Origin of the sequence: Catenovulum agarivorans YM01, from assembly GCF_000281085.1 — a bacterium.
Taxonomy (GTDB): domain Bacteria; phylum Pseudomonadota; class Gammaproteobacteria; order Enterobacterales; family Alteromonadaceae; genus Catenovulum; species Catenovulum agarivorans.
The window spans coordinates 138,533-154,045 of the sequence record NZ_JH767527.1; the positions used below are offsets into that span (position 1 = coordinate 138,533).

Here is a 15,513-nt window from a genome sequence, read left to right on the forward strand (position 1 = left end):
AATCAGAGCTTTATTTGATTATCGCAACCTTGTTCATTAAGCAATTGGCTTATATTGTTCAAGGTTGTGCTTGCTATCGCTGCTAACGCTTCTTGAGTGAAAAAGCCTTGATGGCCTGTGATCAGTACATTCGGAAAAGTTAATAAGCGCTGAAATACATCATCATCAATAATCTCATTGCTTAAATCTTCAAAAAATAAATTCGCTTCTTGCTCGTATACATCTAACCCAAGGTAAGCAATTTTTCGCGCTTTTAATCCTTTAATCATAGCGTCTGTGTCAATTAAACCACCACGACTTGTGTTGATAATCATTACACCATCGCGCATTTGTTCTAAGCTTTGCTGGTTAATTAAATGATGTGTTTGAGGAGTTAAAGGGCAATGTAAGCTGATAATATCTGAATTTTTATAAAGTTCATCTAAACTGACGTAGTTAACACCATCTATCTCAGTTTGTGTCGGATCAAAGGCTAAAATTCTACAGCCAAATCCATGCAAAATATTTATAGTTGCTTGGCCGATTTGTCCAGTGCCAATTATCCCAACCGTTTTGCTGAATAAGTTGAATCCTAATAAACCATTGAGTGAAAAGTTATCTTCTTTAACTCTATTGTAGGCTTTGTGGAACTTGCGGCTTAAAGTTAGCATTAAACCGACAGTATGTTCGGCGACTGCTTGTGGGCTATAACTAGGTACGCGGCATATAGATAGGCCTAATTTATTAGCTGTGACTAAATCTACATTGTTAAAACCAGCACACCTTAATGCAATTATTTTGCAGTTAAACTCTGCTAGTTGCGTTAATACGGCTTCATTAACTGAATCATTTACAAACACACAGACAGCATCAAAACCCGTTTGACATAATTGAACACTATGCTCAGTTAGCGCAACTTCAAAATAATCTATTTGGCAATTAAACTCAGCTTTAAATTGTTCAAAATAAATTTTGTCGTAAGGTTTAGCACTAAACAGGGCAATCTTGATGGACATATTGGGCAACCTCGCTAGCAATTTTTTCAGGTGTTGTTGTTGAACCATAACGCTTAACAACTTCGCCGTCTGGAGATACTAAAAATTTAGTAAAATTCCATTTAATTGATTCGCTGCCTAATAATCCCTTTTTTTGCTTCTTAAGATATTTAAAAAGTGGGTGGGCGTTTTCACCATTAACTTCAATTTTAGCAAACACAGGAAAGCTGACTTTATACATAAGGCTACAGAAACTTTGGATTTCGTCGTTTCTGCCAGGCTCTTGCTCTCCAAATTGGTTACAGGGAAAGGCTAAAACTTGTAAGTTACCACCATGATCTTGTTGGAGTTTTTCTAAACCTTCATATTGCGGGGTAAAACCACAATGGCTAGCTGTATTAACAATCAACAACCATTTACCTTGGTAATGATTCAATGATGTTTGGTGGCCATTAGCTTTTTCAACAGAAAATTGATAGATATTTGACATTGTTCACTCCTTGAAGCCTTAATCTATCGGTATACTACGCTATTAAGGGGCTAGAAAGCAATCAAAGAAAACAGCATCATGCCGTTTTCTTTAACGTACGTTTTCTGCGCGCTTTTGTATGTTCAAAAGCGGGGTAGCCGAAATTATATAAACGTTGTTTTTTCCAATCTTTATATTTGCCTTCGTTCATATCATGCCCAAGTTCATCCCACTCTGCGCGAAACTGCACGGCAGTGCGATAGGCATGTAATTGCAACTCTGGTGAAAAATCCGTATAACCCAAAGAAAATGTTTTAACTGCAGGTTTGCCATTTTTTCGATAGCTTACCCAATAAAAGCGTTCTATTTCACCACGTCTTTTGTCCAATTTTTCTCGATAACCAACTCCATTGTAACCACAACTCGTGTTTGGATTTGGTTTATGCTTACGCTTAATCATATGGGTTGGGTACAAAGCTTTAAGTTGTTTATTGCGATTAATCGCAGCTTTTAAAGCTTTTTCAATTCCACCCCATTGTTTATACGAATAAAAACCACCTAGGTCTTTTTTATTGCGTATAAACCGCATCTGGCATCCTGAGTTACATGGGAAACTGATTCCGTGCGCGTCTTCATTCAGTATCACTTTCAGGTGATCTGGAATATAGTCAGGTACAGGCACAATGCATACTCATCTAATTGTCAATTTTTGTTTACCGCTTAAAAACATTAAAAAATGACAAGTCAATTTCAAAATGTTTAGCAAATCAGAAAATGAAAACTGCACGAATTTTACATGCTGTCACATTTATCTAAAATTTTAGACAAAAGATCCCCATTGTGTCTAATAATTTATCCTTAAATTTCGTTTAAATATTGATAAAGTGACCTTAATACCGCCATTTTCTGCGGATCGGCTGAGTGTTGTTCAGCTAATTGCTGAATTTGAGCTGCAAAGCTATTAATACTCAGGCCAAAAGTGCCACTGTCATCGGTTAACCTTTGCTGACAATGTGCCCGCCATTTAGCCTGTTCTTCTACTGAAAGTAGGTGAGGGTAGTTACGTCCTTTAAAACGAAACCATAAAGTTGAGTAACGTTCATTTTCAAAATGAGGCTGAAATTCAGCTAACGCATCTACTCTTTTTTGCTGAATTTGTTCCATCACAGCTTGGTCTGCATCAGAAGCAAAACCATCGTATAGAGCAAAATCAGCATCAACCGGAGCATCAAATTCCATAGACTCATACACTTGTGTGAGCTTTTCGCGAATTACTGGATTTTGTTTAATAAATGCCAAGTTATCTAAACACCGCTGTCTGTCTATTTTTAATCGCTCTGCATTTTCGGGTAACAAGGTTTTTGCAGTGGCGAGTACAGGGCATTTATTTAGATGAATAAGCTTAATAGGCAAACGCGATTCACCTTCTGCAAATTCGCTGCTCGGCTTAAACATATTTTGTTTGATTTCATCAACCGATAAACTGACCAAAGGTTTTGGATCTAATGCAAGGTTTAGCACTATCACTGCATTATTGTTGGTTGGATGCCAAGCAATAGGGCAAATCCAAGTGCAACAACCATGCTCTGCTTTTATTTTTGAAGATACATGCATAAGTGGCGTTAAATTATTAATATCTATTAACTCTGCCAGTTTGCGTTTATTGCGCATGTCAAAAATATATTGGTACAGCTTGGGTTGTTTTTCTTTAATTAATCGTGCCATAGCAATGGTTGCCCGCACATCTGAAACTGCATCATGCGCATTTTCGTGGGCTAAGCCATTAGCTACGGTTAAGTCTTCTAGTTTAAAGCTAGGTGAGCCATCTTCTTTTTTCGGCCAATTAATCCCTTCGGGACGAAGCGCATAACAGGTTCTAACTAAATCTATAATATCCCAGCGGCTGTTACCGTTTTTCCATTCGCGCTCATACGGGTTAAAAAAATTACGGTAAGCGCTATAACGTGTCACTTCATCATCAAAGCGAATGGTATTGTATCCAGCGCTACAAGTATTTGGTTTAGACATTTCGGCTAACACTTTTTGCATAAACTGATGTTCACACACACCTTTACGCTCGACTATTTGCGGCGTGATTTTTGTAATTAAACAAGCTTCAGGGTTAGGCAAATAATCCATTGGCAGTTTACAGAAATATTCTTTTGGCTCATCAATTTCGTTTAATTCTAAATCAGTGCGGATAGCAGCAAATTGCGATGGGTGATCTAGTTTAGGATTAGTCCCGAAAGTTTCGAAATCGTGCCAAAGTATGGATGGTTGGTTTTTGTTGTAACTTTGGGTTTTGTTATCTTCTGTTTTTTTCATAATATACAATAATATAAGTAACTTAAGCTTTTTTTGTAACACCTGATTTTGAAAATTACGTTTCTTATCTGATGTTATGCGTCACCTTGTGTGCCCCTGATTTTTGAGCGTATACATTTTTTAATTTTTATAGGGTTAAGGAAGACAAAAGAAGTATACCTGACCCGCCAAGCGATAAACCTAGTATTTTACATATTAAAACTTTAGACGCATATAGAAATAAAAAATATAAAAAGGGAACTGATGTTAGTAGTCATTCTGGTTTGGGGTGAGAGTATTTAAGTCTGGCCAAATTTCATTATCGATATAACCAATGATCTAAAAGGTTTACTTTAGGGAAATATTTCGAGCTTACTACTAAATTTTCTGTTTGTAATTTGTACAGTTGAAAAATATCATTGATTAAGTTAGTTTTTAAATAACTCTTTTATTTTTGCAGCCTTAGGCTGGTCAATTTGATGCATTAATAAATATAGACCGCTTGCAGGAAGCATAGACAATAAATTATTCACGTCTAAAACTTTAAGGAAAAATTATGAAATTGCATTCTATATTGTTTTTACTTTTACTATCTGGTTGCTCCAGTAGTGAATTTGTTTACCACCCTCATAAAACTAATGCAAAAAATATTCAGCCGAAAAAAATTGCTGTTTTTTTCGATGGAACCTCTAATACTGCCAACAGTGCCACAAACGTTGTAAAATTATACAATTTGGTAACATTGCAACCGAGAGCTGACATTCATTCTATTTATATTAAAGGAGTTGGAACTGAAGGAGGCGGTTTTAAACAGGTTGTAGGAATGGCCACTGGTTATGGTATTGGTGAGGATGTAAGACAAGCTTATCATTATTTAAGCTCGGTTTATTCACCTAATGACGAGATATATTTATTTGGTTTTAGTAGAGGTGCATATTCTGCACGTATATTAGCAGGTATGATTTTTACGGCTGGCTTAGTTGACATTAATAACCTTAAAAATAAAGACGAACAAATAAAACTTATTGAAAAAATTTATGACGAGTATAAAGGAGATAGACCGCTAAAAGAGAGACAAGATTCGATAGCCAGAATGAATTTAGTAGTGTCACAACCACGAATTAAATTTATGGGAATATGGGATACAGTTGAAGCTCTTGGTCTACCTAACCGCTCAGAAAAAATCGAAAATGTTAATTCTAGATACATAGATCAATTATGTAATATTGACAAAGCTGCTCATGCATTATCTGTTGACGATAATCGAGCTAAAATATTTACCCCAATCTCACTGACATCAAAAGACTTAGTTAAGCATTGTAACACCGTTTCTATAGATAGTTTGGTAAATGAAGTTTGGTTTGCAGGTGCTCACGCTGATGTTGGTGGGGGCTACGAAGATACTGAACTTTCCGGTGTATCATTAAACTGGATGATAGAACAATTAGATAGCTCTGGAATTATTCCTGAAGGTGTTAGGGTATTAGAAGACCCGTTAGGAAAATCTCACAATCCTAGCACTGGTTTTTTTGGGCTTATTTATGAAAATAGAAACAGAAATTTGCCGCATTACATTAAACATACGGGTTATAATAAAGGAAAGATAAAAATTCATGAAAGTGTATTTGAGCGTCTTAAGGTTGTTCCAAAACAATGGCAAGAATTTGACTGGATAGCTGAAGGTTCAGAAAAATACACCCGTAATTTCCCTGATTGCTTTGACAAAGTTGTTGATAAAGATAACTCTTTATATACATTAACATTGCTAGATCAAAGTTGTTTTTTTATAGAGAAACGCTCAAGTAAAAATTAATGTTTAGCTATGAGAATTTACAAAAGCCGTAATAAACGGCTTTTCTACAATTTGCATTATTACTTTCCAAATTTTCAATATCGGACAATATCCAAAAGGGTTTAGCGTTTGGCAGGGCTTATTGGGTTTGGAAAGGCTTTATTTTTTCTCCATCGCCACAATGATTGCCTACCTATTTATAACGTTCTAATATTCAGGAATAGTTTAGCTGACTGAACAATTTAAATGTTTAGGGTGTTTAATATATAAAGCTCATATTGTTTGCGTTATGGAGAATTTATTCGTCTTTCTTAAATATATTTTTAGACAATTCTTGAAGTTTAGCGGCTATTACGTCCCAATTGTAACCAGAAATACAGCCTATAGCAGTAAATCCCATTGTAGTAGTAATTGATTGTTCTCCATCAGCAAAAGATCCACTTAAAACTAATAAACCACTTTGAACTAAAGTAAATACTATTATTCCAACTATAACCGATAAAATGGGAATGAATATAAATCCCCATAAATGGTCACGGTCGAATTTTTTTTCAATCGCTATATATTTATGGAATGATGTAATACTCAATATTGCACCGCCTAATATTGCTCCTAATAGAGAAAAGATAGTCAGCAAAACACCATTAGAAAAGCCATCTGAACTCTCAATCCCCCATAACCAATGTATTGAAGAAAATTTATTTATCCAACCATCAAATAATAACCAGATGCTAAGAACACTGTATGACAGAATATAGATCAGTATAAAACTTGAATAGGCTAACTTTTCAATACCTTTTAAAACGTTACTATTATTCTCTATTGGCACGCAATGTCTCTTATTTTGTTATTGAAATACACATAGGTTATGTAGTTGTCTATACACCAAAATCCTAGACTATTAACTTCTAGAGATGTTAACATTATATGAATAATTTATGCTACTAATGATTTTAAAGTTAATGATCATTTATTGAGGACATTTTGCCATTATCTAGATTTGAAATCAGTAATTTAGATGCTGTTGAATGGCTAAAAAAAATACCTAAGAATAGTATAGATTTAGTTATTACAGATCCTCCTTATGAGTCGCTAGAGAAATATAGAGCTATTGGTACTACTACTAGATTAAAAAATAGTAAATCTTCAAGTAACGAATGGTTTAATATTTTTCCTAACTCAAGGTTTGAAGAGCTATTAATCGAAATTTATAGAGTTTTAAAAGATAATACCCATTTTTATTTGTTCTGTGATCAAGAAACAGCATTTGTAATTAAACCATTAGCCGAATCTTTGGGTTTTAAGTTTTGGAAACCTTTAATTTGGGATAAAGTCAATATTGGTATGGGCTACCATTATAGGGCTAGATATGAATTTATTTTGTTTTTTGAGAAAGGCAAAAAAAAATTAAATGATCTTTCTGTACCAGACATATTAGAAGTAAAACGTGTTCATCGGGGATATCCGACTGAAAAGCCCGTTGAATTATCTGAGATATTGATTAATCAGAGTTCAAAGGTTGGTGATGTAATATGCGATCCTTTTATGGGGTCAGCGTCTGTTGGTCGTGCAGCAATTAAAAATAACCGAATTTTTTTAGGGTGTGACCAGTCTTTGGATGCATATAAATTAGCATTAAAAAATCTTGAAAAAGAATATGATTCAAAGGAGTGACTAGCTAGTGACTAAAAATGTTAGTTATAAATGGCCTGATACTTTTCCCGAAGGTGTGCCCTTAGAAGGAGCAATTCCAGCTAGTGGCAAAGTTTATAGGTTGGTTGAAAATATTCCACCAACGGCATCTGATTTTCAAATGTATCGTACTGATCGACCAGAGGTAAGATTTTCTAAAGCTCAAATACCGTTTTCTTATGGCACATCTCTTTGGACTACTTTATCTAAAATTATAAGGCAAAAGGAGAGGTACCCAAAACCAGAACAGTTTGGAAATAAAAAAATTGTAGGCGGAGAACTTACAGAAGAACTGGGTGTTATGTATATATGTACAGTTAATGAAGGGCATGTTACTCTATGGAGTCAAGAGGGAGCTAAACCTCACTTACACATATGTGAGGAGATAACTTAATGAATATCCTACCTAAAAATACAATATTAGGTTACTTAAAATTTTATGAAATATATGATGATTTTGAGGGGCCTAAATGTTTCTCTGCTAAAGATAGATTAGGGCAAATTTATCTCGTTTATTGGTGTGGTGATTATCATGATGAATTTAAATCAACATGGTTATACACTCCAATTTCACATAAAAGGTTGGATAACCTTCGCCGAGAGGAATTTTCGATTCGTGAAGTTTTTATAAATCCAGAACAAATTATTTATTATATTAGTACATTTACAAATGAAAGAGCTGATGAGTATGAGTTCGTAAAGAGCGAAGATGTATCTAATTACAACCTACCGCCAGACTCATTTTTTGTTGTACCAGATGAAATACAGGTAGTGGATGAAGAGGCTAATTGGAACTTTGAATTAAGAATTGCAAAAAAATCTCATAAGTCTCCTGACAGGGGAATGGTTACTAAAATTATGGATTCTCTAAGTGAAATTATTGAGTCCTTGATGATGGATGATTCGAGAGAAATACCAAAATTGTTTCCTGTTAGTGCTGTTCCTGGATCATTTATTTTGAAACTTGGAACGAATAATAACGAAAAAGCTTCTGTTGCTATTGAACAATTAAATGCAATTCTTTCAGATGAAGAGTTGTTTGATGAAAAGTTAAAAGAATTGGAATTAGATCCTTATAAGTTGAAAGATTTATTGGATATAGTTAACCAAGATAATTTGATTTTAACCTTAAAATCAAAAACTAAGAGTTATTTAAAAGAACCAATAAACGTAGGTACAAAGGATTTGTCACCCGCAATCAAAAAATTAGAAGAAAGTACTACTGTTCTAGTCGATTCGTCTAAAATTCCTCAAGCGAACAACTTAAATCGAGTTATTGAAATTGTTGAGAGGAGACAAAGAGGCGAAATATTAAAACATGAAAATATCGAAGGCATAAATAACAAAAGACAAGTAACTTATCACACTGACGCTGCGTATTGTTTAGGGTTATTAAATAAAAATAGGACAATTACTTCAGCAGGTCGTTGTTTGGTGTCTAAAGAAACTAAAGAGGCTAAGTATGAATATTTAGCTGACCGTTTTGAATCTAGTGATTTTGGTTGGGCTTGGCTTAAATGGGCTAAAGTTAGAAATATTACAGAATTAGAGCCTTCAACAGCTTATCAGTTTATGGAAGATTCGGTAAAAGGATTAAGTAAAGATACAAAGAAAAGGCGTGCTACAACGTTAATAAGTTGGTTATCTTTATTGCAAGGATATCGGAGAGCTTATCACGATATGGATAATGCAGAGGAATAAGCTATAAATTGAAATTATGCTAATAGGTTTTACTTTGTTGGTGTAATTTCATTTGTGGGCGTTCAAAAATCTGTGTCAGCCTAGTTTAAATTTAAATGTCAGGCTTACTGTCCAATCGCCCATTCAAAATGAATTGTAAATTGCGAAAATACCAAACTCCGATTATTCACTGGCATTGCCCATTTTTCAGTCGCGCTCAATATGCCAGCATAGAGCAATTTAAGCAAACTGTTCTCGTTTGGAAAAACACCTTTGGATTTAGTCAACGCTCTGGACTAGCGATGAACCGCTTGTTATAGCCTACCAATATAAAGGGCTTTTTAGCCCTCTATATTGGTATTGATTTAAGCTATTACGCCCGGTATTTCTTTACCAAAGCCAATATCGACACCACATGCTTGCGCAGCGGTATAAAGCACATCGTGATGATCATAAGCAGTACCTGCGTTTGTAACTACGCCACGGTTAACCCTTGTACCACCACCGGCGATTGTGTATGCCACTGGGCTTGCAGAATGGATATCCGCGTGGCCCATGTCTGTTGTTTCCAACACGACAGTGCTATCCAAAATACCTGCGGTTTTTAGCTTTTGGATTAAATACGCGTTATAACTTGCCATATGGCTGCGCATTTCTGTGTAATAGGGGTAATTCGCCTGACCACCACTGCCTCCGTGGATCGACTGATGATATACACCTTGATAATTTAGTTCAGGAATTCTAAAGTTGCATTGACTATTGCCGTACGCTAAAGAAACTGAACGGGTTAATCCGCATTGTAATGCTGCTACTGCAATATCTGCTTGCAGTCGAGCTTGCTGGGAGAAAGTTTCGTGGGTGAGTGCAAATTCTGAATTATCAGGTGCGATAGCACAACTCGTACCACCGGATAATTCATCCAAGCGACGTTGAGTATCAGCAATAGCATCTAAATGGTCATCCATTCTTTGCACTTCATAACCTGCCAATTTGCTACGAATGGCATTCGCTGCAGACACATGAGCATTCATGATAGGCGTTTTTACACTGCTGCCTTGACTAGAACCAAAAACTAAATCGAACACAGTAAATGGGTTATCCTGAAATGGTATTCGGTTGTTGTTGTCTTTAGTCATATAGTTAGCACCGTTACTGTGAACACCTAAGTTGATGTAACGAAATGGCATGTCTGGCCCTAGTGCATTGCCCATCATGACGTCGTAACTGTCACTGTTCCATTCTTTTGCCAAAATGATTGGCATTCGTCCGTGACCAGCATTACCGTGTGCCATGTTCACCAAAAAGTTACATTCGTTTTTTACCGAATCGTAGCCCTGTGACATCACGCCCATTACCATATCATCGCCCGTTCCTGTAGGATTCCACAGGTTGGCAATAGCGCCACCCGGCGTGAAAATGCAAATGGTTTTATTCGGTAATCCAGACTCTTGAGCGTCGGCATGTCGTGAGAACAAGATCCCGGCAACAAGAGGAGAAGTGCGAATTAACGAACTTGATATGCCAGAGGCTGCAACCATTTTTAACAAGCTGCGACGTGACATTGCTAGTTTATCTAATTGATATTTATTCATGATAATTTCCTTTGCAGCTCAACGGCTATTCATCTCTTGACCAAGCTTTGCGATATCTAACTGATTTTAGATAACCAAAGTTCTCTAACATGGCTCTTGGACTTTCGTTTATCATCCTGTCTTTTAGCGTGTCGATTTCACATAAATAACCAGCTTGTTCTGTTTGTGGCAAACTTGCATCTTCTGGATTATTCGGATCAATCTCATCATGTCCAACGCCCATTGTGTAACGGAACATTTGTTGTGTTAAACAATTTTGCGCTGAGTCTAATCCTGCCATTAGGTTTGCTAAACCCTGAGTTCCATAAAAGCTCAGTTCTGAATCAAGATCTGCATAGCTTTCTGGCGCGTACAGAGTGCCTGATGCGTCAATCAGGTTACCTTTAAGGTCGCTACTACGCACATTACCGACAGCGTCAAAGTCTTCCATACCAAATCCTAGTGGATTTATGTACTGTGAATGACAACTGCTACAAGGAGTCTCTGCAGTTAATGCGTGATACTTGTCGCGATTAGTGGTTGTTGGGTCTTGCAGAAATTCAGACAACGCCGCAAGTTTTTCTTCGCGAGCTTCAAAGGTACCAGCTGGCGGATCAGGCTGATCTTGACACAACATACGGCGTCGAACACGAACAGAACGGATCACAGGGTGGGATTCAGCCGGCTCTGCCCAGCGCGCCATAAACGCCCCGTTGGCTAAAATACCACCACGGTTTGCTGTCGCGACTTTTTGCATTTCTTGTCCTGTTACACCAGAGATACCATAGTGATTCGCCAATGTTTCATTTAAGAATGTGAAATTAGCCGTGTAGAGCGATGCGAAACCTTCATCCTGCTGCATCATGATCCAAGCGAAGGTTTTATTTAACTCTTCTTTCATATGTGGCACTAAATCTTGGTAGTTTGGATATAAAGTTTGATCTTTCGCTGCCACTTCTAAGTCCGCTGTACCTAGCCAACTGCCAATAAAATCAGCCAACACACCTTCTGCACTTGCGGCTAATCGAGCTGCGTGTTGCATTATTTTGTCTTCATCTCGCAGTTCATCATTGGCAGCCGCTGCTAGCAATTCATCATCGGGCGTTGAGCCTGTGAAGGTATAAGCTAAGAAGGTCGCCATTTCGTACGACGTTAATTCAAAGGCATCGTAATCCAATTCTGGATTATCCGGGTTAGCTTCACCCAACTCATGACGATAAATAAACTGTGGAGAAGATAACAAACCTTCTAACGCCAATTGCATACCTGCGGCAATATCACCACCATTGAATGTGCCTAACGCAATAGCTTCATAAGCACTTTGTTCATCCGCTGTTAATGGCCTTCTAAATATCTTAGGCGCGACATCTGTGATGAGTGCTGCAGCACAAGTTTCATCAATTGCAGCACATGCTAAGAGGTTGGAGAAATTCCTATCCGCAGACCATTGAGCGAGTTCTTCAGCGACCAATAAATAGTTGTTATATGTGGTCGACAATACACTGGCGTGAGTATTGTTGGTGAAAAATCCTACTTGGCTGTCAGGTGATAGACCATCTGCGACCTGATAATCCACTTTCAACAAATCTTCAACTGTATTTTGGTATTCACGTTGAGTCAGCAGCTTGAGTTGCCTTGCACCATAAGCAACAGGCGTAACACCGACATCACAAGTTAATGTACTCGGCCATAATGTTTGAATATAAGCTGCAATGTCTTCAGCACATTGCTGATCACAAGACGCAGGATTACTATACGGCATAGTGCTAACTATGGTTTCAATCATAGCCTCGACATTTCGTTCTGTGTTTAGCGCAGGGAAACTGCCTAAACCGCCACCTTCGGAACCATGACAGCCGGCACAATTGGCGTTGAATTGTTCCATCCCCCTGGCTATCGCATTGGTTTCAGTTACTGTTACCGAAACTGCATCTGTTGGTAAAGAAGGTACACCTTGGTTAAGCGCAATAACTTTATAGTTAAATTCGCCGGTATCAGGCAAGCCTTCGGACATTAAAGTGGCACTGGCTGCAAGCTCAGCAACTGTATGCCAATCACCGCCTATGGCTTGACGCCGCACAAGGTAAGACGTTTCATTATTACTGTTATCGCGCCAATTTAAGTGCGCCTGATTGTCTGACGGTTGATACTGCACCATCAGACTGTCTGGGGCGATAGGCTCGTCAGCTTTTTCAGTTTTAACAAAATTATTCGTACTGACAGAGGTAAACTGCAAGTCGAAATAAACCGGTACGGCTTCGCCAATTCCCGACAACCCGGCGACCACACGCAAAGCTTCAATACCATAAGCCATATCAAAACTATTGCTGTCGACTATCAGCGGTCGTAAGGTTGAAACCTTAACTGTGCCAACCCCAAGTTTAGTTACCAATAAGTCCAACGAAATTTGTTGGCTTACACCGTGGATAGTTAGCTCACCGCTAACTGTCTGAGTTGCAATATCGCCTGTTGGTATAGCAGATATTTCAGATGTGTCTATTTGTGTAGTGAAATAGGCTGTAGGTAAAAGCTCGGTGGCGAATAATAAATCGACGACACGACTGTTACGAATATCAACGCCGGTTTCAATCTTGTTTAAGTCAACCGCTAACACCACATTACCATCAAAATCAATGCTACCGGATAATGCATGACCGTTAATATCATTCCCTTGGAACTGATTGATTTCTGCCGTGTGTAATTTTTTCACCGATACATAGCTTAATGACGAAGTGTCGCCAATTAACTGCCACAAGCCAGTGTCGCTTTGATTGTCGTTATTACCGACGCTATCATTAGGTGATGGATCAACAAGGCCATCGCAAATATCACCAGTTAGCGTCAGCTCAATTTCACCGTCGTAACCATTTTTACTGGCGACAAAACCAAGCCCTAATCTTTCATTTGGATTGAGGATCGAATTGGTATTTTGGATGGTACATCCAGTATCGCTACAACTATATGTTGCATTCCAACCATTATTTATGGATACACCTTGTGGCCAAGTAAGGTTGAGTGTCCAGTCGTCTTTGGCAATTTCATCATTCTGAATGATAATTTCGGTTTTAAATCCGCTGTTCCAATTATCCGGTATGGAAAACTCACAGGTTGCAGCAAAGGCGTTGTGCGATAACAATCCCATTCCCAAAAACAATAAAGCAGGTAAACGAGTATGCTGCATTTTAGACGTACTGTTTGCATCAGGGTTTGCATCAGGGTTTGCATCAGGGGAAAACAAGTGTTGAAAGTTAGTTAATCTCATTGTTCTACTCCTCATCTGCTTGTGCTGGTTGTTGTGTATGGAACACTAAATTAAAGTTCACTGGCACGGCGTAACTTATAGACGTTAAATTTGCTAACTTTCTTAAGGTTTCTATGCCCATTTCAAGTCCAAAGTCAGTTGCATCTAGTAGGATAGGGTGACTGTTCTGAACCAAAATACGCGATGAAGACAAACGGCTTACCTGTACTTGGGTATTGATTTGGATATCAACGCCATACAAATTTAACGTTGCATTAATGTCCATTCCCTCTGCTGCTCCTGTCGGCACAGCTTTAACCGTATCGTAATCTAACGACAAGCTAACTTGCGCAAACGGATAAGTATCAACAACAAATAAATGTTCAGTCATACGCCCATCACGGGTATCTACCCCAGTGTCAACGCTGCTTAAGTCAATTTGTAAGTTCGCCTCACCGTCAAGTGAAATGCCACCAGATAAAGTTTGGAATGTATGAGTTTCAACCGTGTGTTCTTTTTTGGTTGAAACGAAATACAGTGATGAGTTATTGCTGTCTAATACATAAGGTAAACTTATTTGTGGCTCTGCTACAGAGATAGTGAGCGGCTCAGAGCTTGAACTGACAGCACCATCACTAACCGTTAAGCTAACAGTATAATTACCTTGTTGTTGGTAAATGTGGCTAGGTTGAACCTCGGTTGATGAGCTTCCATCGCCAAAATCCCACAGATAAGTCAATGCATCACCATCTATATCTGCTGACTGAGCAGCATTGAAGGTCACACTTAATGGTCCTTCGCCTGATGTCACTGAAGCGGTCGCGACTGCGGTCGGTGCATGATTAATGCTTCCGTCAAACGAACATAACCCGCCCAATGCTGGAATCGTTGGCGCTGTGTCAGCAACAGCTTTCTCTGCATTAAAACCGAAATTAATGGTTTGACCTGCTGCAATGCGGGGGTTGTACTGTTCATTTACTATTGTATATGGGTTACTGCCTGTATGATTACCATGCCAAACGCCGGTAATTTTAGTTGCATCTTCGAACTGCATTAACACTTGCCAGCCTTGGATTGCTTGATTGGCGGTATTGCTAATATCAACTCGTGCTCTAAAACCAGAGTTCCACTCATATTCAATGGTTAGCTGACACTGGGCGGATTCAGGTTGAGGCTCTTCAACTTCTATCGTCATTTGAGACCCATCACACACTCCAGCTAAAGTAGGCTGCGATACAAGTGATCCATTGGGTTTTGTTCCATTGAATCCAAAGGATTTGGATTCGCCAGGGTTAATTTGGCCATTCCAACCTTTGTTGGTAAAAAAATATGGATTACTGCCAGTTAAATTAGAACCCCAAGCACTGCCAATGGTTTCATTTTGATTGAAGGCTAATTCAACTTGCCAGCCATTGATAACCTCATTGCTGTTATTGGTGATCTCCAAATTGCCGGTATAGCCATTTTGCCATTCATTCACAACACTAAACTCACATTGTGCAGCTTGGGTTTGATAAGCCCACAAAGGGACTGTGATAAGCAAAAATATTTTCGATTTTTTAAAACGGGTGGGAGGGTAATTGCTCATACATATATCCTTATTTAGATGTATTTAACAAGTTCAAAAAATTATAGTCGTACATTGTGCAGAAATTGTGGAGAAATTATGGGGGACTTGAGTAGTTGATGCTTTTTATAAAATAAATATTCTATAGCTTCGGCAGATTATTGAATAACCAGTGGTTAACCGCTAAATGATTAGCAGGCTGTTAACTATATTCACCTGTAAA

General features: G+C 38.0%; 12 protein-coding genes and 1 pseudogene. 4 read left to right on the plus strand and 9 right to left on the minus strand.

Annotated features, from left to right (window positions below; genetic code table 11):
- Positions 1-2: 2 nt before the first annotated feature.
- From WSC_RS0110770 to sbcB, 4 genes are all read right to left on the minus strand, one after another.
- Positions 3-995: a 2-hydroxyacid dehydrogenase gene (locus WSC_RS0110770; protein ID WP_016955933.1), complete on the minus strand. Its 993-nt coding sequence runs from the start codon at positions 993-995 to the stop codon at positions 3-5.
- Positions 970-1,464 carry a glutathione peroxidase gene (locus WSC_RS0110775; RefSeq protein WP_016955934.1) on the minus strand — a complete coding sequence of 165 codons (495 nt, stop codon included), beginning with the start codon at positions 1,462-1,464 and terminating at the stop codon, positions 970-972. Before WSC_RS0110775 ends, WSC_RS0110770 begins: the two co-directional genes overlap by 26 nt.
- A gap of 76 nt (positions 1,465-1,540) precedes the next feature.
- Positions 1,541-2,032, minus strand: a complete 492-nt coding sequence (locus WSC_RS0110780; RefSeq protein WP_016955935.1) for a hypothetical protein — start codon at positions 2,030-2,032, stop codon at positions 1,541-1,543.
- A gap of 269 nt (positions 2,033-2,301) precedes the next feature.
- Positions 2,302-3,768: an exodeoxyribonuclease I gene (sbcB, locus tag WSC_RS0110785; RefSeq protein ID WP_016955936.1), complete on the minus strand. Its 1,467-nt coding sequence runs from the start codon at positions 3,766-3,768 to the stop codon at positions 2,302-2,304.
- Between the two features lie 535 nt (positions 3,769-4,303).
- On the opposite strand from sbcB, the gene WSC_RS0110790 reads away from it, so the two are divergent.
- Positions 4,304-5,560 (plus strand): phospholipase effector Tle1 domain-containing protein, encoded by a 1,257-nt coding sequence (locus tag WSC_RS0110790; RefSeq protein WP_016955937.1) that lies wholly within the window; start codon positions 4,304-4,306, stop codon positions 5,558-5,560.
- Between the two features lie 277 nt (positions 5,561-5,837).
- Here WSC_RS0110790 and WSC_RS0110795 read toward each other — a convergent pair whose 3' ends face one another.
- On the minus strand, positions 5,838-6,368 hold the full coding sequence (locus WSC_RS0110795; RefSeq protein ID WP_016955938.1) for a hypothetical protein: 531 nt from the start codon (positions 6,366-6,368) through the stop codon (positions 5,838-5,840).
- Between the two features lie 155 nt (positions 6,369-6,523).
- On the opposite strand from WSC_RS0110795, the gene WSC_RS0110800 reads away from it, so the two are divergent.
- Genes WSC_RS0110800 through WSC_RS0110810 form a run of 3 tightly spaced genes read left to right on the plus strand, consistent with a single transcriptional unit; the run spans position 6,524 to position 8,932 of the window.
- Complete coding sequence (locus WSC_RS0110800; protein ID WP_016955939.1) at positions 6,524-7,213, plus strand: DNA-methyltransferase; 690 nt, start codon at positions 6,524-6,526, stop codon at positions 7,211-7,213.
- A gap of 7 nt (positions 7,214-7,220) precedes the next feature.
- Entirely contained in the window at positions 7,221-7,625 is a 405-nt protein-coding gene (locus WSC_RS0110805) for a hypothetical protein (RefSeq protein WP_016955940.1), read from the plus strand.
- Complete coding sequence (locus WSC_RS0110810; protein WP_016955941.1) at positions 7,625-8,932, plus strand: DUF6575 domain-containing protein; 1,308 nt, start codon at positions 7,625-7,627, stop codon at positions 8,930-8,932. Before WSC_RS0110805 ends, WSC_RS0110810 begins: the two co-directional genes overlap by 1 nt.
- A 91-nt stretch (positions 8,933-9,023) precedes the next feature.
- On the opposite strand, the pseudogene WSC_RS25025 reads toward WSC_RS0110810, so the two are convergent.
- The 4 genes and pseudogenes from WSC_RS25025 to WSC_RS24140 all read right to left on the minus strand — a co-directional run.
- Positions 9,024-9,204, minus strand: a pseudogene (locus tag WSC_RS25025) (hypothetical protein); the annotation flags it as partial.
- Between the two features lie 72 nt (positions 9,205-9,276).
- Positions 9,277-10,503: a DUF1552 domain-containing protein gene (locus WSC_RS0110815; RefSeq protein WP_016955942.1), complete on the minus strand. Its 1,227-nt coding sequence runs from the start codon at positions 10,501-10,503 to the stop codon at positions 9,277-9,279.
- A gap of 25 nt (positions 10,504-10,528) precedes the next feature.
- On the minus strand, positions 10,529-13,744 hold the full coding sequence (locus WSC_RS24135) for a DUF1592 domain-containing protein (protein ID WP_016955943.1): 3,216 nt from the start codon (positions 13,742-13,744) through the stop codon (positions 10,529-10,531).
- Between the two features lie 4 nt (positions 13,745-13,748).
- A complete protein-coding gene (locus WSC_RS24140) occupies positions 13,749-15,311 on the minus strand; it encodes a cellulose binding domain-containing protein (protein WP_016955944.1) in 1,563 nt (520 codons plus the stop codon).
- Positions 15,312-15,513: the final 202 nt, after the last annotated feature.